At 70.5% G+C, this 24,496-nt stretch carries 16 protein-coding genes and 1 pseudogene; 10 read left to right on the top strand and 7 right to left on the bottom strand.

Annotation, left to right across the window (positions count from 1 at the left end; all coding sequences use genetic code 11):
- Position 1: 1 nt before the first annotated feature.
- Entirely contained in the window at positions 2 to 10,468 is a 10,467-nt protein-coding gene (locus ACGFYP_RS29440; RefSeq protein WP_393499825.1) for a LamG-like jellyroll fold domain-containing protein, read from the bottom strand.
- Positions 10,469 to 10,827: 359 nt separating this feature from the next.
- On the opposite strand from ACGFYP_RS29440, the gene ACGFYP_RS29435 reads away from it, so the two are divergent.
- Together ACGFYP_RS29435 and ACGFYP_RS29430 are read left to right on the top strand one after the other, a co-directional pair.
- A complete protein-coding gene (locus ACGFYP_RS29435; protein WP_393499822.1) occupies positions 10,828 to 12,579 on the top strand; it encodes an FG-GAP-like repeat-containing protein in 1,752 nt (583 codons plus the stop codon).
- Positions 12,580 to 12,707: 128 nt separating this feature from the next.
- A pseudogene (locus tag ACGFYP_RS29430) lies at positions 12,708 to 13,466 on the top strand (DUF817 domain-containing protein); the annotation flags it as partial.
- 341 nt (positions 13,467 to 13,807) lie between these two features.
- Here ACGFYP_RS29430 and ACGFYP_RS29425 read toward each other — a convergent pair.
- Positions 13,808 to 14,167: a MerR family transcriptional regulator gene (locus tag ACGFYP_RS29425; protein WP_393499819.1), complete on the bottom strand. Its 360-nt coding sequence runs from the start codon at positions 14,165 to 14,167 to the stop codon at positions 13,808 to 13,810.
- A gap of 59 nt (positions 14,168 to 14,226) precedes the next feature.
- Between ACGFYP_RS29425 and ACGFYP_RS29420 the strand changes: the two genes are divergently transcribed.
- Positions 14,227 to 14,565 (top strand): putative quinol monooxygenase, encoded by a 339-nt coding sequence (locus ACGFYP_RS29420; protein ID WP_393499816.1) that lies wholly within the window; start codon positions 14,227 to 14,229, stop codon positions 14,563 to 14,565.
- Here the strand turns inward: ACGFYP_RS29420 and ACGFYP_RS29415 are convergent.
- Positions 14,528 to 14,833 (bottom strand): VOC family protein, encoded by a 306-nt coding sequence (locus ACGFYP_RS29415; RefSeq protein ID WP_393499813.1) that lies wholly within the window; start codon positions 14,831 to 14,833, stop codon positions 14,528 to 14,530. The two genes, ACGFYP_RS29420 and ACGFYP_RS29415, sit on opposite strands and share 38 nt — an antisense overlap.
- A 315-nt stretch (positions 14,834 to 15,148) precedes the next feature.
- Between ACGFYP_RS29415 and ACGFYP_RS29410 the strand changes: the two genes are divergently transcribed.
- Positions 15,149 to 15,844, top strand: coding sequence for an MOSC domain-containing protein (locus ACGFYP_RS29410; RefSeq protein WP_393499811.1), 696 nt, complete (start codon positions 15,149 to 15,151; stop codon positions 15,842 to 15,844).
- 87 nt (positions 15,845 to 15,931) lie between these two features.
- On the opposite strand, the gene ACGFYP_RS29405 is transcribed toward ACGFYP_RS29410, so the two are convergent.
- Together ACGFYP_RS29405 and ACGFYP_RS29400 are read right to left on the bottom strand one after the other, a co-directional pair.
- The gene (locus tag ACGFYP_RS29405) at positions 15,932 to 16,783 is read right to left on the bottom strand and encodes a DUF2690 domain-containing protein (RefSeq protein ID WP_393499808.1); all 852 of its coding nucleotides are present in this window, start codon (positions 16,781 to 16,783) and stop codon (positions 15,932 to 15,934) included.
- Positions 16,780 to 17,577, bottom strand: a complete 798-nt coding sequence (locus tag ACGFYP_RS29400; RefSeq protein ID WP_393499805.1) for a peptidoglycan-binding protein — start codon at positions 17,575 to 17,577, stop codon at positions 16,780 to 16,782. The genes ACGFYP_RS29405 and ACGFYP_RS29400 overlap by 4 nt, the downstream gene beginning before the upstream one ends.
- A 303-nt stretch (positions 17,578 to 17,880) precedes the next feature.
- Between ACGFYP_RS29400 and ACGFYP_RS29395 the strand changes: the two genes are divergently transcribed.
- The 4 genes from ACGFYP_RS29395 (at position 17,881) to ACGFYP_RS29380 (ending at position 21,221) form a co-directional block, all read left to right on the top strand.
- Positions 17,881 to 18,324, top strand: a complete 444-nt coding sequence (locus ACGFYP_RS29395; protein WP_393499802.1) for a peptidoglycan-binding protein — start codon at positions 17,881 to 17,883, stop codon at positions 18,322 to 18,324.
- 106 nt (positions 18,325 to 18,430) lie between these two features.
- Positions 18,431 to 19,222 carry a hypothetical protein gene (locus ACGFYP_RS29390; RefSeq protein WP_393499799.1) on the top strand — a complete coding sequence of 264 codons (792 nt, stop codon included), beginning with the start codon at positions 18,431 to 18,433 and terminating at the stop codon, positions 19,220 to 19,222.
- Positions 19,223 to 19,302: 80 nt separating this feature from the next.
- A complete protein-coding gene (locus tag ACGFYP_RS29385; RefSeq protein ID WP_393499796.1) occupies positions 19,303 to 19,644 on the top strand; it encodes a hypothetical protein in 342 nt (113 codons plus the stop codon).
- A gap of 680 nt (positions 19,645 to 20,324) precedes the next feature.
- Complete coding sequence (locus tag ACGFYP_RS29380; protein ID WP_393499865.1) at positions 20,325 to 21,221, top strand: glycerophosphodiester phosphodiesterase; 897 nt, start codon at positions 20,325 to 20,327, stop codon at positions 21,219 to 21,221.
- A 214-nt stretch (positions 21,222 to 21,435) separates the two neighbouring features.
- Here the strand turns inward: ACGFYP_RS29380 and ACGFYP_RS29375 are convergent, their stop codons facing one another.
- Entirely contained in the window at positions 21,436 to 21,891 is a 456-nt protein-coding gene (locus tag ACGFYP_RS29375) for a MarR family transcriptional regulator (RefSeq protein WP_393499793.1), read from the bottom strand.
- Positions 21,888 to 22,409, bottom strand: a complete 522-nt coding sequence (locus ACGFYP_RS29370) for a MarR family winged helix-turn-helix transcriptional regulator (RefSeq protein ID WP_393499790.1) — start codon at positions 22,407 to 22,409, stop codon at positions 21,888 to 21,890. Before ACGFYP_RS29370 ends, ACGFYP_RS29375 begins: the two co-directional genes overlap by 4 nt.
- Before the next feature lie 158 nt (positions 22,410 to 22,567).
- Between ACGFYP_RS29370 and ACGFYP_RS29365 the strand changes: the two genes are divergently transcribed.
- A complete protein-coding gene (locus ACGFYP_RS29365; protein WP_393499787.1) occupies positions 22,568 to 23,890 on the top strand; it encodes a diacylglycerol/lipid kinase family protein in 1,323 nt (440 codons plus the stop codon).
- Complete coding sequence (locus tag ACGFYP_RS29360; protein WP_393499784.1) at positions 23,883 to 24,461, top strand: phosphatase PAP2 family protein; 579 nt, start codon at positions 23,883 to 23,885, stop codon at positions 24,459 to 24,461. The genes ACGFYP_RS29365 and ACGFYP_RS29360 overlap by 8 nt, the downstream gene beginning before the upstream one ends.
- The last annotated feature ends 35 nt before the right edge of the window (positions 24,462 to 24,496 follow it).

The raw sequence follows: 24,496 nt of genomic DNA, 5'->3' as shown, positions 1-24,496 counted from the left end.
GCTACCAGCATCGGTACGTGGCTGCGGCTGTGTTGTCGAACTCGCATCGGACATCGACCGTTCCCGTGGAGAAGAATTGCACCTTGGTCGGCATCACCGACGCAGGGTCGTCGTACACGGGAACCACCTGGACGAACTGGCGCCCACCCTTCTTGATGGAATTCACGACCTTGTCCTCGGCATGGTCGTACATGGCCTGATTGGCCGTCTGATACATGGGAACGAAATTCCGCGTATCCGTGTTCGACCCACCCATGGCAAAGCCGATGAGGTGACCGCGAGCGCGGTTCTTGCCCGGGAGGTCCTTGAGTCCCGGCAGAGCGAACCCGAGACCCGGCCGCGGCGGCGGCACGTAGTCGTCCTTGGCCAGGTCGGCGTAGGCGCCACTGGCGACGCACGCGCCGGCCTGACGCTTCCGCGGAAGGTAGATCTTGTTGGCCACGCCCTGCTTGTTCGTGTCCCAGCCGAACCCGGTGTCACACGGGTTGTCGTCGGTTCCCGTGCCGGCACCGGCATCGCCTTCGCTCCCCAGAACAGGCGCGTAACCAGCGAGAGGTTCCTCCGGTTCGAACGCATCGTCGGGCTGGAGCAGTCCCAGCATGCTGTCGGCCGAGAACACCGAGGCCCAGCCGTCGGCAAGGCCCCACCCTGCGTCCCGGACCGCGTCCCACGCGACGTCGGCGACGTGCTTGGGCGCTGGGACGGGGTTCTTGCCGTTGTTGGGGTTCTGGTCGATCGGGGGCGGAAGAGGCCGGCTGGGCTTGGGTGTGCCGGTGCCGACGTTGCAGTGCCGCTTGCAGCCCTGCGGAGGCGGACCGTAGTACCGAGTTCTGGTCTCGGTCCAGGCCCATCCGATGTCCGTCTGGGTCGTGGCCCCGGCCCTGGGGGGAGTGCCGTTGCCGCACATCCAGTGGTTGCAACCGCTGGACCTTCCCGGGCTCCAACCCCATGACTCGTTCTGGTTGAAGCGCTCGTGGTACCGGCGGGCGATGGCTTCGCCGTCGACCTTGTGGGTGAGCATTCCCAGCAGGCCCAGAAGGCCACCGCCCCGGAACCCGGGCATCGGAGGACGTGGCGGCGCCGGCGGCTTCCCGAGGCTCGGGGCCGTCCTGGGCGGGCTGTAGCGCCCGTTGCCCGTGTCCTGCCAGTGTCCGGTGGGGTCGGTACCGTTGAGCGGGCTCGCGTTGCCGTACGTGTAGCGGTTCGCCTGGACCGAGGGGTCCGGGTCGAGCTGCCACGTGTCGCGGCCGGTGAAGCTGCCGGTCCCCGGCTGATACCAGCGGGAGGCCATGTTGACCTCGCCGGTGGAGGCGTCCGTCCAGCCCGACTGGTAGCCGAGGGACGGGTTGGCACCCGTGGAAGCCGTCACGGTCCCGAAGGCGTCGTACGCGCGGGACGAGGAGACCGTGGTGCCGTCCGGAGTGAGTCCGGCGACCACGTCGGTGTGCCCGTCCGTGACGGACAGCTGGGCGCTGCCCGCCGTGCCGGTCACCGCCGACGCGAGCAGCGCGCCGCCGGGCGTCCGGCTGTAGGTCGACGTGCCGTCCTTGACCAGGTTGTTGGAGCCGCCGTCGTAGCTGAAGGCGTTTCCGCCGCTGGTCAGGATGCGGTCGAGCGAGTCGTACGTGAAGGTGCTCGTGCCGTTGTTGACCGTCCGCTCGAACGCGTCGGAGTTGATGACCCGGCTGGTGGCGCCGTCGCTGACCGCCTTGATCGTGCCGCGGGCGCTGTAGTCGAAGGTCTGCGTGCCCCAGGTCTGGACGCGGTTGCGCGAGTCGTACGTGCCGGTGGTGTTCCCCTTCTTGGTCAGGTTGCCGCTCTTGTCCCACTCGTACGGGGTGGTGGTACTTCCCGCGGTGGTGGAGGTCGTCCGGCCGGCCAGGTCGTAGGCGTAGGACTGGATGCCCGCGCCCGCCGTGCCGGTCGTGGTCTTCTTGGTCAGACGGTCGTCGAGGTCGTACTCGTAGGCGATGCTCTGGACCTCGGTGCCGCCCGCGGTGCGGACCACCGCGTCCTTGGTGGCCCGGCCCAACGCGTCGTACGTGTACGAGCGCTTCGCCGCGATGGTGTAGGCGCCGCCGGCGGCGGGGCGTGCGTACTCGTCGACGGTCGGTCGCCCGGCCGCGTCGAAGTCGCTGCGCACCTGCGTACCGGTCAGCGGGTCGGTCGTGGTGTCGAGACGCCCGGCCGGGTCGTAGGTGAAGGCCGTCGCGCCCGCCGCGTCCGTGCGGGAGGTCATCTGACCGTCCGCGTCGTACGTGTAGGCGGACGCGCCCGACGGGCCGTCGCTGTTCAGGAGCTGACCGCGGTCGTTGTAGGCGTACGTGTTGCCCGCGAGGACGCCGTCACCGGCCACTGCGGTCAAACGGCCGACGAGGTCGTAGGTGAGGCTGCGCGGACGGGTGGTCACGGCTGTGCCGGAGCCTGTCTCGCCGGTCGGACGGCCCAGGTTGTCGTACGTCTTGTTGCGCTTGACGTTGCCCGGGAGCAGCTCGGTGACGAGCTGACCCGCCGCGTCGTAGACGTTCGTCCACGTGCGGTTGCTGAGGGCCGGGTGCTGCGTGGTGCTGGGCTCGATGGTCGATTCCTGCAGACCCCACGTGTTGAACGTGTAGTACGTCACCTTCCCGCGGCCGTCGGTCAGGCGCGTGCGGTTGCCCGCCGCGTCGTAGCCGAAGGTCGTCGTGATCGAGTCCGTGGCGGTGACCGGTTCGACCTGCTTGGTCATCCGGCCCAGGGCGTCGTAGGTGTAGGTGCGCCGTGCGCCGGTGGCGGAGACCGATGCGGTGACGTTTCCGTCGTTGTCGTACTCCGAGGACACCGAGCGCAGGACCGTCGTTCCGGTCCCGTGGTCGGACACCCGGACCGGCTTGCCCAGGACGTCGTACGACGTGACCGTCCTGCGGCCGGTGGCGTCCTTCGACTCGGTCTGACGGCCGAGGCCGTCGTACGTGGACCGCGTGACGTCGCCGAGCGGGTCGGTGACGGTCAGGACCTGGCCTGCCCTGTCGTACGTCGCCGTGGAGCGGCGCCCGCCGGGGGTGGTCGAGGCGATCTGGTTACCCGCGTCGTCCCACGTGTAGCGGGAGACGAGGTTCTGCAGAACCGGCTTGCGCTCGACCGTGGTCGCGGTCAGCTTGCGGCCGAGTTCGTCATAGGTGGACTCGGTGCGTGCTCCTGTCGGGTCGGCCGCCGAGAGCGGCAGACCGGTCGGGGTCCAGGTGTAGGTGGAGACGCCACCGCCGGACAGGTCCGTCGTCGTGCCGTTGAAGGTCGTCGCGCCCGGGGCCTGCAGGCCCTGTGCTCCGGCCAGGGCCGGGTCCGTCCTGCGGACGAGGTTGCCCAGCTGGTCGTACCCGTAGGACGTGACGCGGCCCAGCGGGTCGGTCGTCGAGGCCGCGTTGCCGAGCTTGTCGTACGTCGTGCGCGCAACGGCGGTGATGGCCGTCGCGGCACCCGGCGCGGTGTAGTCGGGCAGCGTGACCGCGGTGGGCCGGCCCAGCTTGTCGGTCTCCGTACGGGTGACGAGACCGCGTGCGTCACGCGTCTCGGTCGCCTCGCCGAAGGTGTTGTAGCCGATGAGGGTCCTGGGCGTGACGGCCGTGGCCGCACCGCCGTTCTCCTCGGCCTGCACCTGCGGCGCGGTCGTCTCGACCGGACGGCCGAGCTCGTCGTAGCGGCTGGTGGTGGTGTTGCCCCGCGGGGTGACCTGCGTCAGAGGGAGGCCCCGCTGGTCGAAGGTGCCCGAGATGACCCGCGTGTCGGTGCCGTCGGTGACGGTCGCCTTCTTCGGGTTGCCCGCCGCGTCGTACTCGGTCGTCGAAGCGAGCTTCTTGCCGGAGCCGTCGATCGACTGGGTCTGCTCGGTGATCCGGTTGTCACCGTCGTAGGCCGCGGTCGTGACGCGGTTCAGGCCGTTCGGGTCGAAGACGACGCGGGTCGTGCGACCCGTGGCGTCCACCGTGTTGACCGTCGTCCGGCCACCGCTCTCCGTCCGGGTCGCGAGGTTTCCCGCGCCGTCGTGGACGAGGGATTCCAGGACGATGTCCTTCTTGGAACCGTCGGACTGCGTGATGCCCTTCGCCGTCGCCGAGGCCTTCAGGCCGTCGTCGTAGTAGGTGAAGGCGGTCGTGGCGCCCATCGCGTCCGTCGTCGAGGCCAGGCGGCCCGCCGGGTCGTACGCGTGGGAGACCAGGACCAGGTCGCGGGTCTGGCCGGACGGGTCGCCCGTCCAGTCCTTGAGGACCGACTCGGCCAGCTGCCCGCGCCGGGTGAACGCGTGCGTGACCACGTTGCCCGCGGGATCCGTCTCGCGGATCACCCGGCCCGACGCGTCGTGCCCGAAGGTGCTCTCGTTGCCTGCCGCGTCCGTGACGCTCTCGTTCAGGCCGAGGGCGTTGTAGCGGTAGGTGGTGGTGCGGGTGGTGTCGCCGCCGGTGGTGTCCTCCGTGGACTCGGTGAGCAGGTTGCCGTCCGCGTCGTACGTGCGGCCGATCCTGGCGGTGTGGGTGACGCCGGTGATCTCGTTCTTGACACCGGGACCGGTCTCGGACGAGATCCGGGACAGGGCGTTGTAGGCGTACGAGGTCGTGACACCCGCCGGGGTGGCGTCGGAGACCTGGGTCTCGGTCAGCTTCCGGCCGACGCCGTCGTAGGTGTACGAGGTCACAAGACCGGAGGGCGCCGTCGACTTGGCCAGGTCACCGCTCGAGAAGTACGCGTACGAGGTCGTGGCACCGCCGGTGCTCTTCCTGGCGGCGACCAGGCCCTTCGGGGTCGTTCCGCCGCCCACCGCGGGCTCCGTGCCCGTGGTGTACGTCGTCGAGGTCGTCCGGCCGTCCGCGAGCGTGACCGTGTCGGTCAGGCCGAGGGCGGTGTAGGACGTGGTCGTGCGGTAGCGGTTGTCCGTCGAGCCCGTCGACCGTGCGTCACGGACAGCCGTGGGCTTGCCGTTGCGCGGGTCCAGCGGGTCCGCGGCATTGTGGTGGTGGTCCGCGAAGGACGTCCAGCAGGAGTTCGCATCCCTGCAGACCGTGGTCGAGACGGTGTTGCCGTGCTCGTCGTGACCGGTGGTGGTCGCGTGACCGTTGGGGTCGGTGACCGTGTGCAGGAAGCCGCCGGTGTCGTACGCGTACGTGGTGACACCGCCGTCCGCGTCCGTCGAGGCGGTACGGCGCTGGCCGCGGACCGCGTCGAACGTGCTGCCGGTCTTCGCGCCCACCGGGTCGGTGACCGTCACCGTGGAGGTGAGCGAGGAGACCGACGCGGAGGTACGGGCCTCGTACTGTGCCGTGACCTCGTCGGCGGAGAGACCGCGGCGGAAGACCGCGGCCTCGTCGAGCGTGCCGGTGAAGTAGCTCACGTTGCCGGGGGCGGACGGCCAGAACTTGGCGAAGCCCGCACCCAGGAACGTCCGGCTGTTGCCCTGGTGGCTGACCGGGGCAGCGGACTTCGTCGCGACCTGTGCGCCGTCCAGGTAGAGCGTCTGGACGTCGCCCTTGGCCGTGATGGCGGCGTGGTGCCACTGGTTGTCGGTCACGGTGCCGGGTGAGGCGTTCGACGCGTTCACACCGGCCGAGTAGTACTCGCCGCGGAGCTTGCCGTCGGCACCGACATAGAGGACCGGGGTCCACGTGCCGCTCGCGTCGGCGGCTCCCGCGACGGGTGCCGACTGGTCGCTGAGGATGACGCCCGGCTTGTCGGTCCGGAACCACACGCTGGCGGAGACGTCCGTGGTGGCGGTTCCGACCGGTGGCAGCTCGGCGAATCCGTCGCCGTTGAACTGCGCCGCGGAGCCGTCGCCGGGGCCGAACGCGCTGGTGGTCCCGAGGACCGCCTTGGTGTACGTGCCCGTGCCGTCGACGGACGCCACACGGCTCTTCACCGTGGTGCCACTGGTCTCGTCCAGGCGCCAGTAGCCGGCGGGGCCCGCGGCCGTCACGGCGCCGCGGTACTGGTCGCCGGTGCCGCTCATCGCCTTGGTGCGGGCCTTGAAGTGGTCCGCCACAGCCTGTGCGTCGAGTTCCTTGGCGTAGAAGGCTGCCTCGTCGAGCTGACCGTCGAAGTAGCGGGTCGCTCGTGCCTGCCCGTCCCACGCCTCACTGGAGTAGCCGGCTCCCAGGTAGGCGTGGACCAGGGTCTCCGGCTTGACGACACCGGACTTGGAACCGATCTTGGCGCCGTCGAGGTAGAGCGACTGACCGGTCGGCCCGCCGGTGATCACGACGTGGTGCCACTTGTTGTCGGTGACCTTCACACCGCCCATGACCGGCCAGCCCGCGGACGGACCGTCCCACAGATGGCCGCGGAGCTTGCCTTCCCCGTCGACGAGCAGACTCGCGTTCCACATCGTCGGGGTGGTGCCGAGTTCGGTGTTCTGCAGGCCCAGCAGGACACCGCTGGGCTTGTCCGTCCTGAACCACAGCTCCACGGAGAGCGAGGTGGCGTCGTAGATCGACTCGGACGGTACGGAGACGGCGCCCTTGGACCCGTCGAGCGCGATCGCGCCGTCGTCGCCGTCGAGGAACGCCCCGACGCCGCCGAGGACGACACCGTCACGGTAGGAACCGTTGCCGCCGGCGGATATCTCGTCGGCCGCGGCGGCGCCGCTGCTGTCGCCCAGGCGCCAGTAGTTGACCGGTCCTGCGGACCTCACGGAATCGGCGTAGACCTGGGAGCCCGACGCGTAGCGGGGCGCGGAGATCTGCCACACACCGCCGTTCTCGTCGGTCACCTTGGTGGCGCGCTCGGTGTCGCCGTCGTACTCGGCCGTACCGCCGATCCTGCCCGAGGGCAGGGTCACCTTCGACAGCTTCGAAGCCCCGGTGCGGGCCGCGTAGTGCGAGCGGACCGAGCCGGCGTCGAGAGCGCGGTGGTAGACCGCGACCTCGTCCATCGATCCCCGGAAGAACCGGTTGCCCGTGGCAGCGATCCCGTCCCAGCTGCTGTTCCCGTAGGCCACGCCCAGGTAGGCGTGCGTCTTCTCGGCGTGACTGACCGGGCCGGCGAGCGTTCCCACGGCCGTGCCGTCCAGGTACAGCGTCTGGTTCGTCGCCGTGCTCGTGAGGACCGCGTGGTGCCAGGCGTTGTCGTTCACCGCCGTGGAGGAGGTGATGGGCACCAGACCGCCGTCCGCCTTCTCGAACGCCCCGCGGAGCTTGCCCGCCGCGTCGATGGCGAGCACCGGGTTGTAGCGGACCGGCGGAGCCGGCCCGACCGGCGCGTCCTGGAATCCGACGAGTGCGCCACCCGCCTTGTCCGTCTTGAACCACACCTCGACCGACAGGACGGTGGACGACGCCAAGGTCGACTCCGGCAGCTCGACGTAGGAGCTGGTGCCGTCGAAGGACGCCGACTTGTTGCCCGTGCCCGCGAGAGCACCGGTGCTGGAGAGGGTGACGTCACGGTACTGACCGGCGTTCATGCCGGTACGGGAGACCGCCTCGCTCTGCGCGGCCGAGCCCTCGGTCTCGTCGAGCCGCCAGTAGGCGACCGGGTTGGCGTCCTGGACCATGCCCCGGTAGTGCGAACCGCCGGTGTACTCGTACACCGTGCATGCGGTCGTGGACGTCGGCGGGCAGACCTTCGTCAGGAGGTCGCCCTGGTAGGTGTACGACCAGACGAGAGCCGACGCGGACGGGCCGACGGCATCGGTGGAGACGGACGCGACGTGCGCCCCGCTCCAGGTGAACGTCAGTGCCCGCTTGGACAGGGCGTCGGTGGCCTTGGTCAGCTTGCCACCCGTGTAGGTGAGCACCTGCTCGCGCTCGTGGCCGTCCTTGACCTTGGTCAGGCGGCCGGTCGCGTCGAAGGTGTACAGCGACGCGGACGCGTCCCGCAGGGTCCAACCGCCACCGGTCACCGCGGCGAGTACGCCCATGGAACCGGACGGCGCGCTGTAGGTGCCGTCGGCGTTGCTGCCGAAGCGGACCTGGCTGCCGCCGGCCAGCGTGACGACGACGCTGCCGTCGGGCTCGGCGACCGCCCGCATGTCCCAGCGGGTCGCCCAGCCGGCACCGAAGGCGTTCGCCTGGCGCGGGTCCTGCGAGTTGTACGTACGCGTGACCGCGAGCTCAGGACCGACCGTCGGCACCGCGGCGTCGGTGGCGGCGGTGACGTAGTTGCCGGACCGCTCTCCGAAGGTGCGCCCGCTGTCCGCACCGCCGAGGTGGGAGGTGATGACAGGCTGCGGGACCTGCGTGGTCAGGAGCGACGGGGCGGTCCTGGAGGACTGGTCCTTGCCGTCGTTGGCGTAGGCGAACCAGGCGTACGTCTTGGCCCACTTGAGCCGGCCGGCCGGGACGGTCCAGCTCTCGGAGGCCGCGTGCGTGTTGCCCTGGCAGTTCTTCCGGACGTCCTTCCCCTCGACCTCACAGAGCTCGAACTGGTACGTCAGCGCACCGGGAGACTTGTCCTGGTCGGTGGCCCTCGCCCACAGCGTCGGGGTCAGGGTGTCGACGACCGTGCCGCTCGGCGGGGCCGCAGAGGTCAGGTAGGGGGGCATGTTGACCGCGTCGAACCGTACGGCCGGGCCCGGGACTCCGTCGTCGACGAAGCTGCGGACGCCGAACTCGTCCATGGTCCACTGGATCGTGTACGTGCCGGGTGCCAGCGGGGCGATCGTCGCATCGACGGTGGCCGAGGCGCCGGGCGCCACGTCGTACGGCATGGGCGTCCACCGGATCTTGCTCCAGTAGTCGCCGCCCACCTTGTTGCCGTTGGCGTCGAAAAGGTCGTACCGCAGCTTGTAGTTGCTGTTCACGCCCCAGGTCTGCTGCCCGGTGTTGGTGACGGTGACCTTGAACTTGCCGTCGGTCGTGGCCGTCGGGGGTTGGACGAAACCGCCCAGACCGTACGTGGCCCCGTACTTCGACCACGTGACATCGAGGCTGGGCTTGCCGGTGGGGTAGTCGTCGGAGCCGAACTGCTTCCAGGTCCTGGAGTCGTCCGTGGCGGCCTTCACGGCCAGGCCGTAGTTGGCCTTGCGGCCGTGCGTCCAGTCGTCGACCAGCCTGCGCCCGGACTCGCCGAGCGGGATCGCCTCCCACGCGGGCCCGCAGGACCAGGTTGTCGTGCCCGACGGGCGCCAACCGTGCGCGAAGGACTTCGAGCCGAGGGCGCCGCCGGTCGCGGGACCGGGGTAGCTGGATGTGCTGCCCTCGGACCAGTTCGAGGTGATCTCGTGGACCGTCACCGGCCTTGCGGTGCACGAGTACGACCACGTGTTGTAGAGGCTCAGGTTCGCATTGATCACATACGCGTTCTTGAGGGTGGTGTCCAGACCGTTGAACTTCAGGAAGGAGGCCGCCTTGTGCCCGCCGCCGTCGTACGTGCCGACCTTGAGGACGGTGTCGCTGGAGAAGTTCTGGTTGTAGGGCGACTCGACGTACGTGCCGGATGCGGCCTGAAGGCCCGAGGCGGAGGGGTCGACCTTGACGGGGAAGACCCGCTCGGGCGCCGAGAGCCACTTCTTGTCGAGGGTGACGACCAGGACCTGCCGCGCACCCTCCCGCACGATCTCGTAGGTGACGCCGGAGGAGATGACGCCCTCGTTGGAGTTCGGTGCCTTGCGGGAGTCCTCCATCCAGCCGGCGGGCATCCAGCCCTGCTGGCGACCCGAGGCGTCGACGAAGGCGATGCCGCCGTGCGCGTCGAGCTTCGCCGTCAACCCTTCCAGGGCCAGCGGGAAACGCCACTGCGTGGGTGCTGCGGCGCTCTTGAGGATCAGCGTCTCCTTGACGGAGCTGCTGCCCGCGATGATCTCCACGTCCGCGTGGGGACGGGCCTCGGGGTAGGTGATGACGCTGCCGGTCACCTTGCCCTGCGCGTGCGAGACGCCTTCGATCCCCCACCCGATGGCGGCGGAGTCGTTCACGCCGAGACGGACCAGAGTCTGGGCATCGGCGTACTCGGCGAACCGTAGCTGCTCCTCGGTGGAGCGCGGCTCCCAGTTGGCGCCGGAGCCGTTCATGCTCCGCGTCGCGGTCTGCGCCGTGCGGGCCAGGCCGGTGTCGATGGCCTTCCACGTACCTTCGGACGACCGGAAGTTCACCGGCTCGTTGTAGAAGCGGGTGGTGTACGTGCCGTCCTTGTTCAGGAAGGTCCGGCCCCGCTCGGTCCGCTTGGCCGGCACTTCGGCGCTGGTCTTCGCGTCGAAGCCCTTCGGCGCTGCCACCTTGGGCGCCGGGACCCTTGTGACGGGGACGTCGGCCGGGGCCTTGGGTGCGGCGCCCAGCTTCACCGGCGCGGTACCGCCGTCCGGCGGGAGTTCGCCCGGCGCCTTCAGTGCGCCACTGCGTCCCCCTTCCGCCGGCGCGTCGGTGGCGTCGCCGGGGGCGCCGTGGCCCCGTCCGCGCGCCGATCCCCAGCCCTGTTCGGGTAGTTCACCGGCTCCGTAGCCGGCCCTTGCGGTGACCGAGTTGGTCACCGCGAGTGCAGCCTGTTCTGTACCTGCCAGAACGGCCATCATGAATGCCACTAGGAGCACTAGTGGTCGCGCAGCGCGCACGGCTTTCCCCCACGTAGACGATAAGTGGGGTTGTCATATCTACCTTCACAGCAAACTCACAACATCTGTCTGAAAGATGACGCGCCCTGGCCGAATCCCATGCGAGCCGACATGGGCTTTTGATCACCAGATGTCATGACAGGGGAGGTCGGAACGGCCCTCTCCGAGTGGGGAAGGTCACTCTGCAACGCACACCTTCCGGCGCACGTTTTCTTCGAGTTCCCTACAACCTTGGCCGCCGCGCGTGAGTCGTACTGCGGCACGGCCGGCGCAGCCCTGTCCGGTGCTTCGCCTTTCGTCGTTGTTTGAGAGTGGGGAACGTGAGCAGGAGAAAGACCCTCGGCGCGTGGATGGTCACGGGGCTCGCCGCGGCCGGATTGCTGGCGGCCGCGTCCGTGACGCCGGCCGTGTCGGCCGGTGCGCCGGAAGGAACTCCGCCGGTGCGGACGATCTCGTACAACGTGTGCGGCGCGTACGCGGCGCAGTGCCGGAGCGAGATGCCACTGGCCACGTGGGCCGACGGGCTGCAGGTGCACGTCGCCGACTGGGACGCCGACGTGGTGATGCTCCAGGAAATGTGCAAGGGCCAGTACGACCGGTTGCGCCAGGTTCTTCCCGGCTACGCGGGCGTGTGGACCAGTACCCGGACCGCCGACGGGTGCGCGAAGTGGGGCGATGACAAGAGCTTCGGCCAGGCGCTCCTGGTGAAGGCTCCGCAGAGCGAGGTCACCGGGATGTCGGCGGAGATCACTCCGCCGGGCTTCAGTGGGGAGAAGCGCTCGGTGGTGTGTGCCAAGGCGCCGGTCGAGGGGCGTGCCGTCCTCGCCTGCGGTACGCACCTGCGGCGTGACGACACCGCGCAGAACGACACTCCGGCGCTGCTGGAGCGGATCGAGACCTGGGCGAACGGGCTGCCTGTGATCCTGGCCGGGGACTTCAACGCCCGGCCCGACTACGCGCACATGGACCCGGTGTACGCGGGCCGGCCGGGGACGCTGTCCTTCGCCGAGGCCGACGGCACCGACCAGCAGTACTTCACGGCCGCGTGCAGGACGGCCGGTGCCGCGGAGTGCCGCAGCGGAGCTCCGACTCTCGTCGACAACGAGACGGGTACGAAGTACGTCTCGAAGGTCGACTTCACCTTCTTCACCCGCCAGGACTTCCGCGACCTGCGCAGCGAGACCGTCGAGACCGGGTTCACCAAGGTCAAGGACCATCTGCTGGTCCGCTCGGCAGCGGCGTTCCAGGAGCGGACCCCGGTCGCAGGGGACCTCACCGGTGACGGCGTCCGGGATCTGCTCGCCGTCCAGGACGACGGCTCGCTGCGGCTCTACCCAGGGCTCGGGAACGGGCGCTTCGCCGCCCACCAGGTCATCGGCACGAGCGGCTTCGCGGGTGCCGACGTCAGCCACCGCGGTGACTGGACCGGTGACGGCCGCGAGGACGTCATCGCCAGGATCGGCGACGAGCTGTGGGTCTACCCCAACATCGGCCTCGGCCGGCTCGGCGACCGCATCCCGATGGGCGAACGCCACACCGGCTGGGCACACGCCCATGTCCTCGCCGTGGGGGACGTCGACGGTGACGGACAGGCAGACCTGGTGGGCCGCAGTGCCAACGGCCTGTACCTGCACCGCGGGACCGTCGGCACGAACCCGACCCTGCCGCGCGACGCCGTGGTTCTGGGCGGCCCCGAATGGAAGGCCGCGGACCTGCCGGACATCCTCGCCCCCGGCGACGTGAACGGTGACGGCCGCGCGGACCTGTGGGCCCGCGCCGCCGACGGGCAGGTGCGCCAGTACGTCTCCCACGGGGCCCAGGCCCTCGCCGCCCCCACCGTCCTCGCCTCCGCTCCCCCGGCCGCCCACCCCCTCGCCGGCGCCGTCGGCGACGCCGACCGCGACGGCCACGCCGACCTGCTCCTCACCACCGCACCGCAGGGCACCGACACGGGCACCGGCACCGGCACCGGCAACCTGACGTTCCTGCCCGGCAGCGCGACGGGCACCGGATTCGGCCCGTCCGTCACCATCGGCGAAGGCGGCTGGCGCTGGATCCAGTCCATACGTTGACCCGCCACTACACCGAAGGTCCGCAGCCGGCCCAGCGCGGTCCGCACGATGCCGGCCTTCGCGGCATGCGGACACCGCGTCGCGAGGCGCACGGAACCAAGGGTCGCCGGTCGGCAGTCTGCTCGGGCATGACGTCCCAGCGCATCACCCACGGCTGCGCCCAGTTCTGGCGCTTCGGGCTCGGCCAAGTGCGGGCTGTCGCCTTCGCCGTAGTCCTCGTCGGCGGCATCGGCGCCTCGCGGCTGCTGCCCGGCGACCTGCCGGTCGCTCGCTACGACCTGCTCCTGCTGTACGGCGTGGCACTGACGATCCTGGCCCGCAGGGTCGGCTGGGACGGGCCCAGGGACACGGCTGTGATCCTGGGCTGCCACCTGGTGGGCCTGCTCTTCGAGCTCGTCAAAGTACGCATGGGCTCGTGGACCTACCCGGAGGACGCCATCTCCAAGGTCGCGGGAGTCCCTCTCTACGGCGGCTTCCTCTACAGCGCCGTGGGCAGCTACTGCTGCCGGGCGTGGAAGATCATGGATCTGTCGTTGTCCGGGTACCGGCCCCGGTTGATGGCCGTCCTCGCGGCGGCCGTGTACGTGAACTTCTTCACCCATCACTGGCTGCCGGACGCACGGCTGCCGCTTGCCCTGCTGCTCCTCGGCGCGACGGCCGGGACCTGGGTCCACTTCACAGTGGGCCCCTCCCGTCACCGGATGCCGTTGGCCTTGGCGTTCACGCTGATCGGGTTCTTCCTCTGGGTCGCGGAGAACGCAGCCACGTACGTCGGCGCCTGGGCCTACCCCCACCAACTCGACGGCTGGCAACCCGTACCGCTGACCAAGTTCGGCGCCTGGGCTCTCCTGATCAGTGTCACCTTCGTTCTGGTCGCGCGTACCCGGGGCACTCCGGATCCACGTGACCAGGCGCCCCTCGACGAGGGGGCGGGGAGTGTTGCCGGGAGAAGCCGGGTCCAGTGGGTTCTGCAGGACACCGGTCGCGTGTCTCGCGTGCGGCGGCCGCCGACGTCGCCCCCTACTGTCACTGGTTCGGCCGAGAGGCCCCAGGCGCCCCGGCGGCGCCTGTTGAAGCGGCGGGACGAGCATTCCACGACCTGAACGACGCCCGCTACCCAGAGGGCTGCCGAGCTCTCGATGATCGTGTGCGACGTAGTTGGGCGCCGGCTTGAGGTTCTGCCGCCGGCGCAGCACAGCTACGGGGGCGGAGCGTTTCGCCGGGTTCCTTACGGCGTGGCGCTCCGCCGGGCCTGGGTGGCGGAGATGAGTCCGGCCAGGGAGGTGCGGGTTTCCGACAGTGCGGAGATCCGGTCGTCCAGACCTTCGAGATGTTCTTGGAGGGTCTCCAGCTTGCATTCGGCGACCGTGCCGTCCTGGCGGATGCACGGCTGCAGGTCGCGGATGACTCGGGTCGGCAGGCCGGCGTCCAGCAGGGCGCGAATCCGCCGGACCACCGCGGGGGCGCTGTCGCCGTAGCGGCGGTGGCCGCTGTCGAGGCGGTCGGACTCCAGGAGGCCCTGCTCCTCGTAGTAGCGCAACAGCCGGACGGAGGTGCCCGTTGTGGCGGCGAGCTCGCCGATCTTCATATGGCGCTCCTCACATCCCCTTGAATCTCACATTGATGTGAGATCTTAGCGTGAGGGCCATGACGAACACAGATCGCCCAGATCGCCCCATAGCCCTCTACGGATTCCTGCGCCCCCGGCCGGAGTACGCGGACGAAGTCCGGCGCGTCCTCTCCTCCTTCGTGGAACCCACCCGGCGAGAACCCGGCAACCTGCAGTACCACCTCCACGAGCACGAGGACGGCCGCTTCTTCCTCTACGAGGTCTGGCGCTCCCAGGAAGATCTGGACCAGCACAACGCGACGCCCCCGCTGGCCGCCTTCCTGGGCAGTCTGTCGACCTTCCTGGAGGACGCCCCCGAGGGCTACTTCGACACCATGCTCAGTCCGTACCCCGAGGCAGAACCGGTTCCCGCCTGACGCCAACCGCCGTGCTCGCGGGGGTGAGCCCGCGTTCGCGGATCTGGGTGACGCGGGTGTCGAAGTCGCCCAGGAAGACGGTGTGCCGGGCGTGGCCCGCGTGCTCGGGCAGGACCTCGATGTACAGGTAGCGGTGTTCCGCGAGTTCCCAGACGGCCTCGACGTCGTTCGGGTAGAAGGTGGGAGGTCCGCCGAGCAGCCGCTCGTACCACGTGAGTGCTGTCGCGTAGTCGCTGACGGGGATGCCTGCGAAGAGGTCGAGGGCCATGGCGACATCATAGGAACCCTCGTACGGCACGGGCCGCAGGCGACGTCAGTGGTGGAGCGTGCCTGTATTCCGGCCCCGCCTGTGTCCCGTCCCGAGGAGACCGCGCTACGTCTTCCGGACAATCCTCGCCCCCGTCATGGCGGGAAGATGTCCATGGGTGACCTGGGAAGTACTGGGCCCGGGTCCGGCCCGCCACGAGAATGATCGCGTGCGCGCCGCGCACCACGCATCGCACGCACAACCCAGCGGAGAGTTCGGTTCGCCGCCGGCTTCCGCGCTCCTGACAGCTCCGGTCCGGGACCTAGAGAGACTCACGTGCACCTTCAAGAAATCTGGCGGTTCCCCGTCAAGTCCATGCGCGGGGAGCAGCTGAAGAGCGTCGAGCTCACCGACAACGGCCTGGCCGGTGACCGGCACGTCCACGTCCGGGACTCCCGCGGTCTGCTGACCGCCCGGGTGCGTTCCCGGTTGCTCGGTCTGTCGGCGACCACGGCGGAGGACGGCAGTGTGCTCGTCGACGGGCTCCCGTGGGACAGTCCGGAGGCGGCGGCGCTGGTCCGCGGTGCGGCCGGCCCCGACGCGCAGGCGGTGCACTACACCGGCCGCGAGAGGTTCGACGTCCTCAACCTGACCGTCATCACGGACGGGGCCGCCGAGGCCCTCGGCCACGACCCGCGGCGACTCCGGTCCAACCTGGTGATCGGCGGCGTCCCCGGCCTGGCCGAACGCGACTGGCCCGGCCGTACGCTGCGCATCGGCGACGCGGTCATCGGCGTGCTCAAGCTGCGGTCCCGCTGCGTCATGACGACGGTCGACCCCGATACGGGCGAGCGTGACCACAACGTCCTGCGCGACATCCACCGGCTGTACGACGGGACCTTCGCGCTGGACTGCTGGGTCGCCTCCCCCGGCACGGTGACCGCGGGCGACGAGGTCCGGCTGACCGACGAGGAGTGGCCGGAGCCGGTCCGCGGCGGCTGGATCGTCGGGGCGCCGTACGTGGTGGCCTGAGCCGCCCCCGGTGGCCGCGTCGGCGGCTCGCCCTGAGCCGCCGACGGACGCGCGGCCGCGGCCGCAGGAGGCGCTGCGTCCCTGACGCTACTGAGGTGTGGGAGGTCGGGTGGTCGGTGGTTGACCCACGCGGGCCTCGACGCACTCCCGTTCGCCGTCGGGCCGCGCCGGGCGGAAGCAGGACCGGACGGTGCCGCCGGGGTGGGCCGCGGTCATCGCGGTGTAGACGTAGGTCTCCGCGTCGGCGCCGTTCTCGATGCGCACGTCGCGGCTCGGGCCGCCCGCCGTGACCTCCACCCGGTCGCCGATCGCGGCCCCCCATACGCGGGCCCAACTCGCGCCGCACTTCTCGCTGTAGCGCAGCTCCACGTGGGCGCCGGTGGTGGTGCGGTACGTGGTGAGGGTGTCGGGGCCGATGCCGCAGACCATACGCATCGGGTCCCGGCCCTCGCAGTCGGCTCCGTGGCATTGGGGGGCGAGAGAGTACGGGGCGGAGGCCGACGGCGCGTTGCTCTCCGTGGCCGCGACGTCCGGCAGCAGGAAGAGCACCAGCGCCACACCGCCCACGATCACCGCGGACGCCGACGCCACCACCGCCATGAGCAAGCCCCTGCCGCCGCGCGGCCGTGTCGCCACGGGCGGCGGAGGTTCCTGCGGTTGTCGGCGCGGCTCGTCGGAGGCAGGGGCGGAGACCTCCGCGCGCCCGCTCCAGCCGGACTCCGCGATCTCCCACAGGGCCAGCAGCCGCCCGTCCGGTTCGTTCGCGACCCGGCACAGCTCCTGTACGGCCGGGCGAGGGGGCAGGGCCTTGCCGTTGAGGTAGCGCTCCCATGAGGACTTGCTGTACGCCGTGCGTGCCGACAGCGCCGCCAGGCTCAGACCCGTACGGGCCCGCAACTCCCGTAGCGCCGCGGTCAGCCTGGTGTGTTCCGCGGTCACTTCGGTGCCGCCTCCCGGAGGGCCTTCCAGGTGTGCGGCCCGATCACACCGTCCACGACCAGCCCGTCCCGTTTCTGGATGCCCTGGACCGCGCGCTGGGTCTTGGGGCCGAAGACGCCGTCGATCTCCCCCAGCGGGAAGCCCGCCCTGTCCAGCAGGCACTGCGCCTCGGCCACTTCAGGGCCGATGTGGGTGTACGCCAGGATGGTGTCGGTGGTGCGGCTGAGGCCCGCGTACCAGAGGCCGTCCCGCTGCTCCACCCGGCAGGTGTAGATGACCGGCACCATGGACTCCGACACGATGGCGGGCGTCACCCCGACCGTACGGGCACGTTCGTCCGCCAGCAGGGTGCGGGTTTCGGCGAGCTGCACGGCCAGCAGGATGGCCGCGGAGACGGACAGGACCAGGGCCACCGCTCCCACCGCGACAAGGACGCGCGGGTAACACCCGTACGCATGCTGCTCCGTGTGCGTGGGTACCGGTGTCGAGGGGGTGCTCTCCGGGGAGACAGTCGCGGCCGCGCGTCCCTCCGCCCAGCGTTCGGCGGCGATCTCGTGCAGCGCCAGCAGCCGGGTCGGATCGTCACCGCCGACACGGACGATCGCCTCGACGGCCTCGCGGGGCGGAAGGGCCCCGCCGTTCAGGTACCGCTGCCATGACCGTGCGCTGTACCCGGTCTTCGCTGCCAGTTGACGCGTACTCAGTTCGCTGTGGTCCTTCAGTCTGCGCAATCGCACGATCAACTGATGGATGTGGGGATGCAGCTCAGCGGGCAACTCTTTCCAACGCGACATGTCTCCCCCGCTCGCGTCAGGGACCGCAGGTCCGGCTCCCCGCGTCCCGAGCCCCATTCTGCATCATCCGTACGCTCACGGAACGGCGACCCCGCCCTGGTGCAGAATCGGCCACCACCGCTCGCGGTCGTCCCGTAGGAGCGACTCGGCGGGTGGCGTTCCAGCAGGTCAGAGCCTGGGACGTCCCGAGATGACGTCACTTCCCCGTCGGCTGTGGCCGGACATCGCATCGGACCCGCAGGCTCTGTGCGGAGCCGGTCGACGCGGTCGGCTCCGCACATCACATCAACGGAGGGGACCACCATGCGAGCTCTCACGAAGGCACTCGTCGGTGTCACCAGCGCTGTCGGGATCGCCGCCGGCGGGCTGGCTACCGCGAGCACGGCCCACGCGGCTCCCACGGCGGCCGAGCAGCAGACGGCGAGCGCCGAGGTCGCGCCGCTCGCGGTGAACAACCTGGGGCTGAGCCGGGCGGAGGCCAGGAACGTCCAGCGCTTCCTGGCGAAGCACTGGGAGTACAACGGTGCGATCGACGGGTACCTCGGCACCAACAGTTGGAAGGCGTTCCAGCGCCTCCTGGCCGAGCACCACGGCTACAAGGATGCGATCGACGGCATCGTCGACCCCAACACGATCAAGGCGGTGCAGCGCCTGATGCAGAAGAACGGCTACTACACCGGCCCGGTCAACGGCGTCGCCAACAGCGGGACCAAGGCCGCGTTGAAGCTGTGGTCCACCAAGCTCTGACGGACCGGCCGCACCACGAACCCACCGCGGCTCGCCCTCTCCCTCGGGGGAGAGAGGAAGACGGGCCGCCTGCCGTATGCGGAGAACGGCTCTGAGGAAGAACATCATGCGGTGGCTGATGCCGACCATCGCCTGCGTGCTGGCCGTGCCCTTGTCGAGTGGCTGCGCCATCGACGAGGGCACGGCGCTCGCCGCGGATTTCGAAGCAGACTGGGCCGGCACGGCGAACGTGGCGAGCATCCACACCACCAGGAACAACACGCTCCCCTTCAGCGGTACGGCAACCGGTGTGCTGGTCCTGGAGGAGGGCACGACGGACGAGCTCGTGTCCGAACGGGCGGACGCGTTGCGGGAGTACGTCGCCCGCCACGACAAGGTCACCGGCCGGATCACGGCGGCCGGCATCACGTTCACCGTCGTCGCCGACAAGGAACGCACCCGTGAAGTACTGGCCCTCTGGCGGTCGTTGACGGCCGACGGTCGGGTGATGAACGGCGACATCCATGACGCGTCCCGGAAGGGGACCGACGGCTGGCGGTCCGAAGTCACCGCGGTCGATGCCACCGGCGCGATGGCGGTGTTCAAGGACATGGTCTCCGACGGCGGCCGGCACAGGCCGCTCCCGGACGTGTCGTCGTCGAAGGTCAGCACAGGGCGCGGTGTGCGGCCGGGGCTCTCTGTCGGGACAGGTGCCGACGGGACCCTGCCGACGGAGGCGATCGCCGCGTACGAGGCGGTGGTCACCCAGCACCCGGTCGTCAGCGCGGGCCTCCATCATGATCGCGCGAGCATCGTCGTGGCGGAGGGGGTGGACCCTGTCCGCGCCGGTGAACGCGCCAGGAGTGCGGCGCCGAACCTCGGTGCCGCCGTCACGGTCAGGAGCGACAGCGGTGCCTGATCGCAGGCTGGACGAACCTGGTCGTCCAGGGCTCCTTCGTGCCGACCGTTGGACACAGACACACGAGAAGGGGCCATCGGGTGACCAGGATTCTGGCCCTGCGAGCGCTGCGTCGGTTGCGGACGACTCCCGGCGGGCAGCTCGACTGCCGGATCGACTTCTCCGACGGATCGGGGACATCGCAGCCGGTCGCCTGGGTGGAACGCGCAGTGCCGCCGGCCGGCGTTCCCGCCTACCTCGCGGCCCGGAAGAGCGGCGCCCGCGCCTTCGTCCTGTGGGCAGACGAGCACCGGCAGACCCCCATAGCCACCCTCATCACCCTCACCGGAGGCCGACGGGCACTGTTCCAGGTGCTCGGCCCGCCGGCGCCGACGGACAGGTACCGCTGGAGTTCAGGTCGTCCGGCGACACGATGCGTGTGAACGCACCCGATCTGGACTGGCGGCTCGGAGCTGCTCTCGTGGCCCTGATCCCCTCGTTCGACAGCTGGATCGGGAACCCCTGGGACAGCAGGAAGGACTGACGGCTGCTCAAGGAGTCCAGGGCGGCGAGCGTGGTGTTCGCCGGTGGGCGAGGTGGGGCGCATTAGCCTCCGCGTATGCGTCGTGATCTCTTTCGTTCCGCGTTTGTGTTGGCCGCGTGTGTGGCGCTGAGTGGTGTGAACGGTGCTCCCGCCGCCGGGGCTCGGCCGGGGGGTGTCGTTCGGGAGGACTTCTCCTCCGGTTTTCTGCCCGGGAAGTGGCGGGTGGTCGGTGGGGAGTGGCGGGTGGAGGGTGGGCGGTTGGTGGGGGCTGCCGGGGCGGGGAAGGGGGTGGTGACCTTCGGGGAGGGGTTGGCGGACTTTCGGTTCGAGGCTCGGGGGCGTTTCGATCGGGGGGTGGTGGCCGGCGGGTGGTTCGGCCTGGGGGTGGATGTGCCTGCTTCCGGGGCCGGGTCGTGGGCTGCCGGGGTGGTACGGGCCGGGAGCGGTGTCTCGTTCGGGGAGGGGGACGGTGCAGGGGCGCCGGTTCCCGTCGGGGTGGCTGCCGGTGGGGAGGTTCGGGTACGTGTCGAGGTTCGGGGGCGGCAGGCCGTCTGGTTCCTCGATGGTCGGCAGGTGTTGATGACCACCCTGCCGGAGCGTTCGGTCGAGGGCGGCTTGGCGTTGGCCGTGGGCGGGGGGACCGTGTCGTTCGACGACGTGCGGGTCACGAGGGCGAGTTCGTCCGCGTTCCAGCGTGTCGACGCCGAGCGGTTGGCCGTCGTGGCGCACCGGGGGGCGTCCTCGGTGGCGCCCGAGAACACCATGGTCGCGCAGGAGGTGGGGCGGCGCTCAGGGGCGGAGTTCATCGAGAACGACGTCCGGTTCAGCCGGGACGGTGTGCCGGTTCTGATGCACGACGCGACCCTCGACCGGACGACGGACGGGACGGGGAAGGTCGGCACGCTCAGCGCTGCGCAGATCGGCCTGCTGGACGCGGGGTCCTGGTTCGCGCCGGCGTTCGCCGGAGCCCGCGTTCCCACGCTCGCCGAGCAGTTGGCCGACCTGCGGACCCGGGGTGGGAGTCTGCTCCTTGAGACCAAGGAGGCCGACAGCATCGAGGACATCGCGACAGTGATCGACGTCGTACGGGCGGAGAACATGACCGGCCGGGTACTCGTCCAGAGCTTCGATCCCCAACATCTGCGGTGGGTGCGCGCGTTGGCCCCCGAGATCCCCCTCGGTCTGCTGCGCGACAAGCTGGACGCCGACCCGGTGGCCGTGAGCAAGGAGCTGGGTCTGGCCATGTACATCCCCAGCGGTGCGGCGCTGGAGGCCCGGCCGGGTGTCGTGGGCGATCTGCACGAGGCGGGGTTGGGCGTGTGGGTGTGGACCGTGGACACCGCCGAGCGGTGGGACCGGTACGACCGCTACGGCGTGGACGGCATCATCACCAACCGCGCCGGTGAGCTCACCGGCTGGATCAATGGGCGGGGCGCGGGCACGGGCGTGTCCGGTACGGCGCCTGGGGGCCTCTAGCCCTAGGGCCTTTCGTTTGGATCAGGCCGGATCAGGGAGCGGGGTCTGGTGCGTGCGATCGCAAGGCGGAGGAGGGAGTCAACGCGGAGCGTTGGCGACCGACGACAACGCGGCGAGCGTGCGTGCCAGACCCCGCGAGCCCGGCATGATCCAAACGAAAGGCCCTAGGCCCATAAGGCCTCGTTTGCGCCTCCCGGGCCGCCCCGCCCCACCGTCAGGTCGTCAGCGCCGCCAGTTCCGCGTTCGCCCGCTCGGTCACCTGGGTGAGGACGCGGCCGGCGGCGGCCAGGTCCTCGGCGGGCAGGCCGCCCCAGATGCGGGCGCTGATGGGGGCGGTCTCCGCGCCGACGGTGGCGAGCAGTTCGCGTCCGGCGTCCGTGGCCCGGATGTGCGCGCCGTCCGCGACGAGCAGGTTCTTGGCCAGCAGGTCGTCGAGCGTGGTGCGGATGCCGGCAGGGGCGGCCTTGAGGGAGGCCCGGACCTGGGTGACGAGGTCGTCCGGTGTCTGCGGGGCGTCGGCCGTGACGGCGGCGCGCAGAACGATCTGCTCCTGGAACGTGACGCCGTGCCGGGCCAGGACGTGTTCGAGGACGCCTCGGGCGGCGTAGTGGGCCAGGCCGAGGGCGCGGGAGTCGGCGGCGGGCGCGGGGGTGGATGCCGTGGTGGTCATGGTGTGGTCCTCTCCGTGTTCTCGTCGTTCTCGTCGTGCTCGTCGTGCTCGTCATTCGGTACGGGTGGGGCGAGAGGTGCGTCGAGCAGGGTCATCAGCTCGTCCGTGAACGCGCGCGTCCGTGGTGCGTCGAGGCCGCCGAGCGGTTCAAGGAGCTGTTGGAGGAGGTCCTGGACCACCTTGATCGCCTGCCGTACGACCGTCGTGCCCTGTTCGGTCAGGGCAAGTTGTACGGCGCGGGGGTCGCGGGGGTCGCGGGTCCGCTCGATCAGGCCGGACAACTCCAGGGCCCGCGCCAGCTTGGAGACGTACAGCGCCTCCAGGCCGGTGTGGTCGGCGAGTCGGCGCTGACTGGGGCGCTCGCCGGTGCGCCGCATGCCGTACAGCGACGCGACCAGTACGTACTGCGCGTGGGTGAGGCCCAGGGGCGCCACCGCGCGATCGACCGCGACGCGCCACTTGTTGGCGAGCCGCCATACCAGGAAGCCGGGCGTGGGACCCGGTGAACCCTTGCTCATGACAGATACCGTACATGGACATTATCGCCATGGCTACTATTTCACGCGAGGCGATTCACCCGGACGGGGCCGTCCCGCGCGTCCCCGCGCTCTTCTTGTGGGAAGGGTGGCGGGACGACTGTGCACATACATGCCTGACGACCGGTAAGACGAGGACCATGGCAGCAAAGGTGGGCGGTGGCGGTGCGCGTGCTCGGCTCTGGGCGCGGGCGGCCGTCCTCGCGGTGGCGGGCGCCGTCGCCGTGTTGCTGGTGGCGGTCGGCGCCGGCGGGGCGGTGGTGGTGGTCAGCGGGCTCCTGGGGCTCGTCGTCTCCGCCGTGGGGGTCTGGTGGATGGTGGCCCGGAGAGGGCCGCTGCGGTGGCTGGGAGCGTTGCTCATGGTCGGCGCGCCCGTCGCCCTGCTCGTGCTGTACGTACGGAGCGACCTTTGGGTGATCGCGCTCGTCGCCCTCGTGCTCTGGGGTGTCGCGCTCGCCTGTGGACGGGCCGCCCTTCGGCCCTCGCGCCACAGCCATGTCATGCGGGCCGAGGCCCGGCACGCTCCCCTGCACCCCGTCATCCTCATGAACCCCGCCTCCGGCGGCGGCAAGGTCGAGAACTTCGGGCTCGTCGAGCGGGCCGAGCAGCTCGGCGCGCGCGTGATCCTTCTCGAGCCCTCCAGCGGTGACCAGGTCGTCGGACTGGCCCGCAAGGCCGTCTCCGAAGGGGCCGACCTGCTCGGGGTCGCGGGCGGTGACGGTACGCAGGCGCAGGTCGCCGGGGTCGCCGCCGAGCACGATCTCCCGTTCCTCGTCGTGCCCGCGGGGACCCGCAACCACTTCGCCATGGACCTGGGGCTCGACCGCGCGGATCCGTCCCTCAGCCTCGACGCCCTCACCCATGGCGAGGAGCTCCGCGTCGACCTCGGCGACGTCGGCGGGCGCCCGTTCGTCAACACCGTGTCGTTCGGGGTGTACGCGCAGGTGGTGCAGCGCCCCGAGTACCGCGACGCCAAGGCCGAGACCGCGCTCGACGCCATGCCCGATCTCCTCCATGAGAGCGGGCCGCGCCTCGACGCCACCGCCGACGGAGCTCTCCTGCCGTCCCAGCAGGCGCTTCTCGTCAGCAACAACCCCTACACACGGCCAGATCCGTTCACCGGCCGCCGCACCCGGCTCGACCAGGGCGAGCTCGGCGTCATCGGCGTACGCGTCGACAGCGCGGCCGACGCCGCCGACATGGCGCTGCGGGGCTCGCTCTCCGACAGCCTCAACGTCCTGACCGCACACCGGGTCGACGTGACCGTCGACGGCGCGGACACCATGCCGGTCGCCGTCGACGGTGAGGCGCTCACCCTGGCGACGCCCGTGACCTGCACGATCCGGCGCCACGCGCTGCGCGTACGGGTGCCGCGCGACCGGCCAGGGGCGCCGCCCGTCGCCCCCGCCGTCGACTGGCGACGCATCTTCACACTGGCCTTCCGAGGGAGGGGCGATGAGTAGTCCGCGCGAGGAGAAGCCCGGTGGTCTCGCCGCCGTTCTCACCGATCTTCGGGCTGTCGACGGCGCGCTGTACGCCGCCGTCGCCGCGACGCCCACGCCCACGCTCGACAAGGCCCTGCGGCGGCTGTCGGGTGCGGCCGACCATTCCAAGATCTCCTTCGGGATCGCCGCCGCGCTCGCCCTCTCCCCCGGCCGTTCGCGGCGCGCCGCCGTCCTGGGGGTCGGTGCGGTCGCCATGGCCTCGGCCTGCGCGAACCTCTTCGGCAAGCGACTCGTACGGCGGGCCCGACCGGATCGTGAAGCGGCGCGGGTGATCGTCGATCGTCATGTGCCCATGCCCAGCTCCGCGTCCTTCCCGTCCGGGCACACCGCTTCGGCCGTCGCGTTCGCCACCGCTGTCGGCGCCGTGCTGCCCCCGGCGGCGCTGCCCCTCACCGCGCTCGCCTGTGCGGTCGGGTACTCCCGGGTCCATACCGGTGTCCACTATCCGGGCGACGTGCTGGCGGGGGCGGTCCTGGGGGCCACCTCCGCCACAGCGGTCCTCACTCTGGCCCGCGTCCGGGCCGCATGACCGATACCGCGTAACCCATTCGTTTGCATGGTCAT

The sequence above is a fragment of the Streptomyces sp. NPDC048370 genome (genome assembly GCF_043200825.1).
In the GTDB taxonomy this organism is placed as follows: Bacteria; Actinomycetota; Actinomycetes; order Streptomycetales; family Streptomycetaceae; genus Streptomyces.
Note: the sequence above shows the minus strand (reverse complement) of the source record. Positions and strands in the feature narration are given on the sequence as shown.

What these genes read in the sequence shown, in the direction of transcription:
- ACGFYP_RS29440 (WP_393499825.1), bottom strand. Translation starts at nt 10,468, where the DNA reads ATGATGGCCGTTCTGGCAGGTACAGAACAGGCTGCACTCGCGGTGACC.
- ACGFYP_RS29425 (WP_393499819.1), bottom strand. Translation starts at nt 14,167, where the DNA reads ATGAAGATCGGCGAGCTCGCCGCCACAACGGGCACCTCCGTCCGGCTG.
- ACGFYP_RS29420 (WP_393499816.1), top strand. Translation starts at nt 14,227, where the DNA reads ATGACGAACACAGATCGCCCAGATCGCCCCATAGCCCTCTACGGATTC.
- ACGFYP_RS29415 (WP_393499813.1), bottom strand. Translation starts at nt 14,833, where the DNA reads ATGGCCCTCGACCTCTTCGCAGGCATCCCCGTCAGCGACTACGCGACA.
- ACGFYP_RS29400 (WP_393499805.1), bottom strand. Translation starts at nt 17,577, where the DNA reads ATGTCGCGTTGGAAAGAGTTGCCCGCTGAGCTGCATCCCCACATCCAT.
- ACGFYP_RS29395 (WP_393499802.1), top strand. Translation starts at nt 17,881, where the DNA reads ATGCGAGCTCTCACGAAGGCACTCGTCGGTGTCACCAGCGCTGTCGGG.
- ACGFYP_RS29390 (WP_393499799.1), top strand. Translation starts at nt 18,431, where the DNA reads ATGCGGTGGCTGATGCCGACCATCGCCTGCGTGCTGGCCGTGCCCTTG.
- ACGFYP_RS29380 (WP_393499865.1), top strand. Translation starts at nt 20,325, where the DNA reads ATGACCACCCTGCCGGAGCGTTCGGTCGAGGGCGGCTTGGCGTTGGCC.
- ACGFYP_RS29375 (WP_393499793.1), bottom strand. Translation starts at nt 21,891, where the DNA reads ATGACCACCACGGCATCCACCCCCGCGCCCGCCGCCGACTCCCGCGCC.
- ACGFYP_RS29370 (WP_393499790.1), bottom strand. Translation starts at nt 22,409, where the DNA reads ATGAGCAAGGGTTCACCGGGTCCCACGCCCGGCTTCCTGGTATGGCGG.
- ACGFYP_RS29365 (WP_393499787.1), top strand. Translation starts at nt 22,568, where the DNA reads ATGGCAGCAAAGGTGGGCGGTGGCGGTGCGCGTGCTCGGCTCTGGGCG.
- ACGFYP_RS29360 (WP_393499784.1), top strand. Translation starts at nt 23,883, where the DNA reads ATGAGTAGTCCGCGCGAGGAGAAGCCCGGTGGTCTCGCCGCCGTTCTC.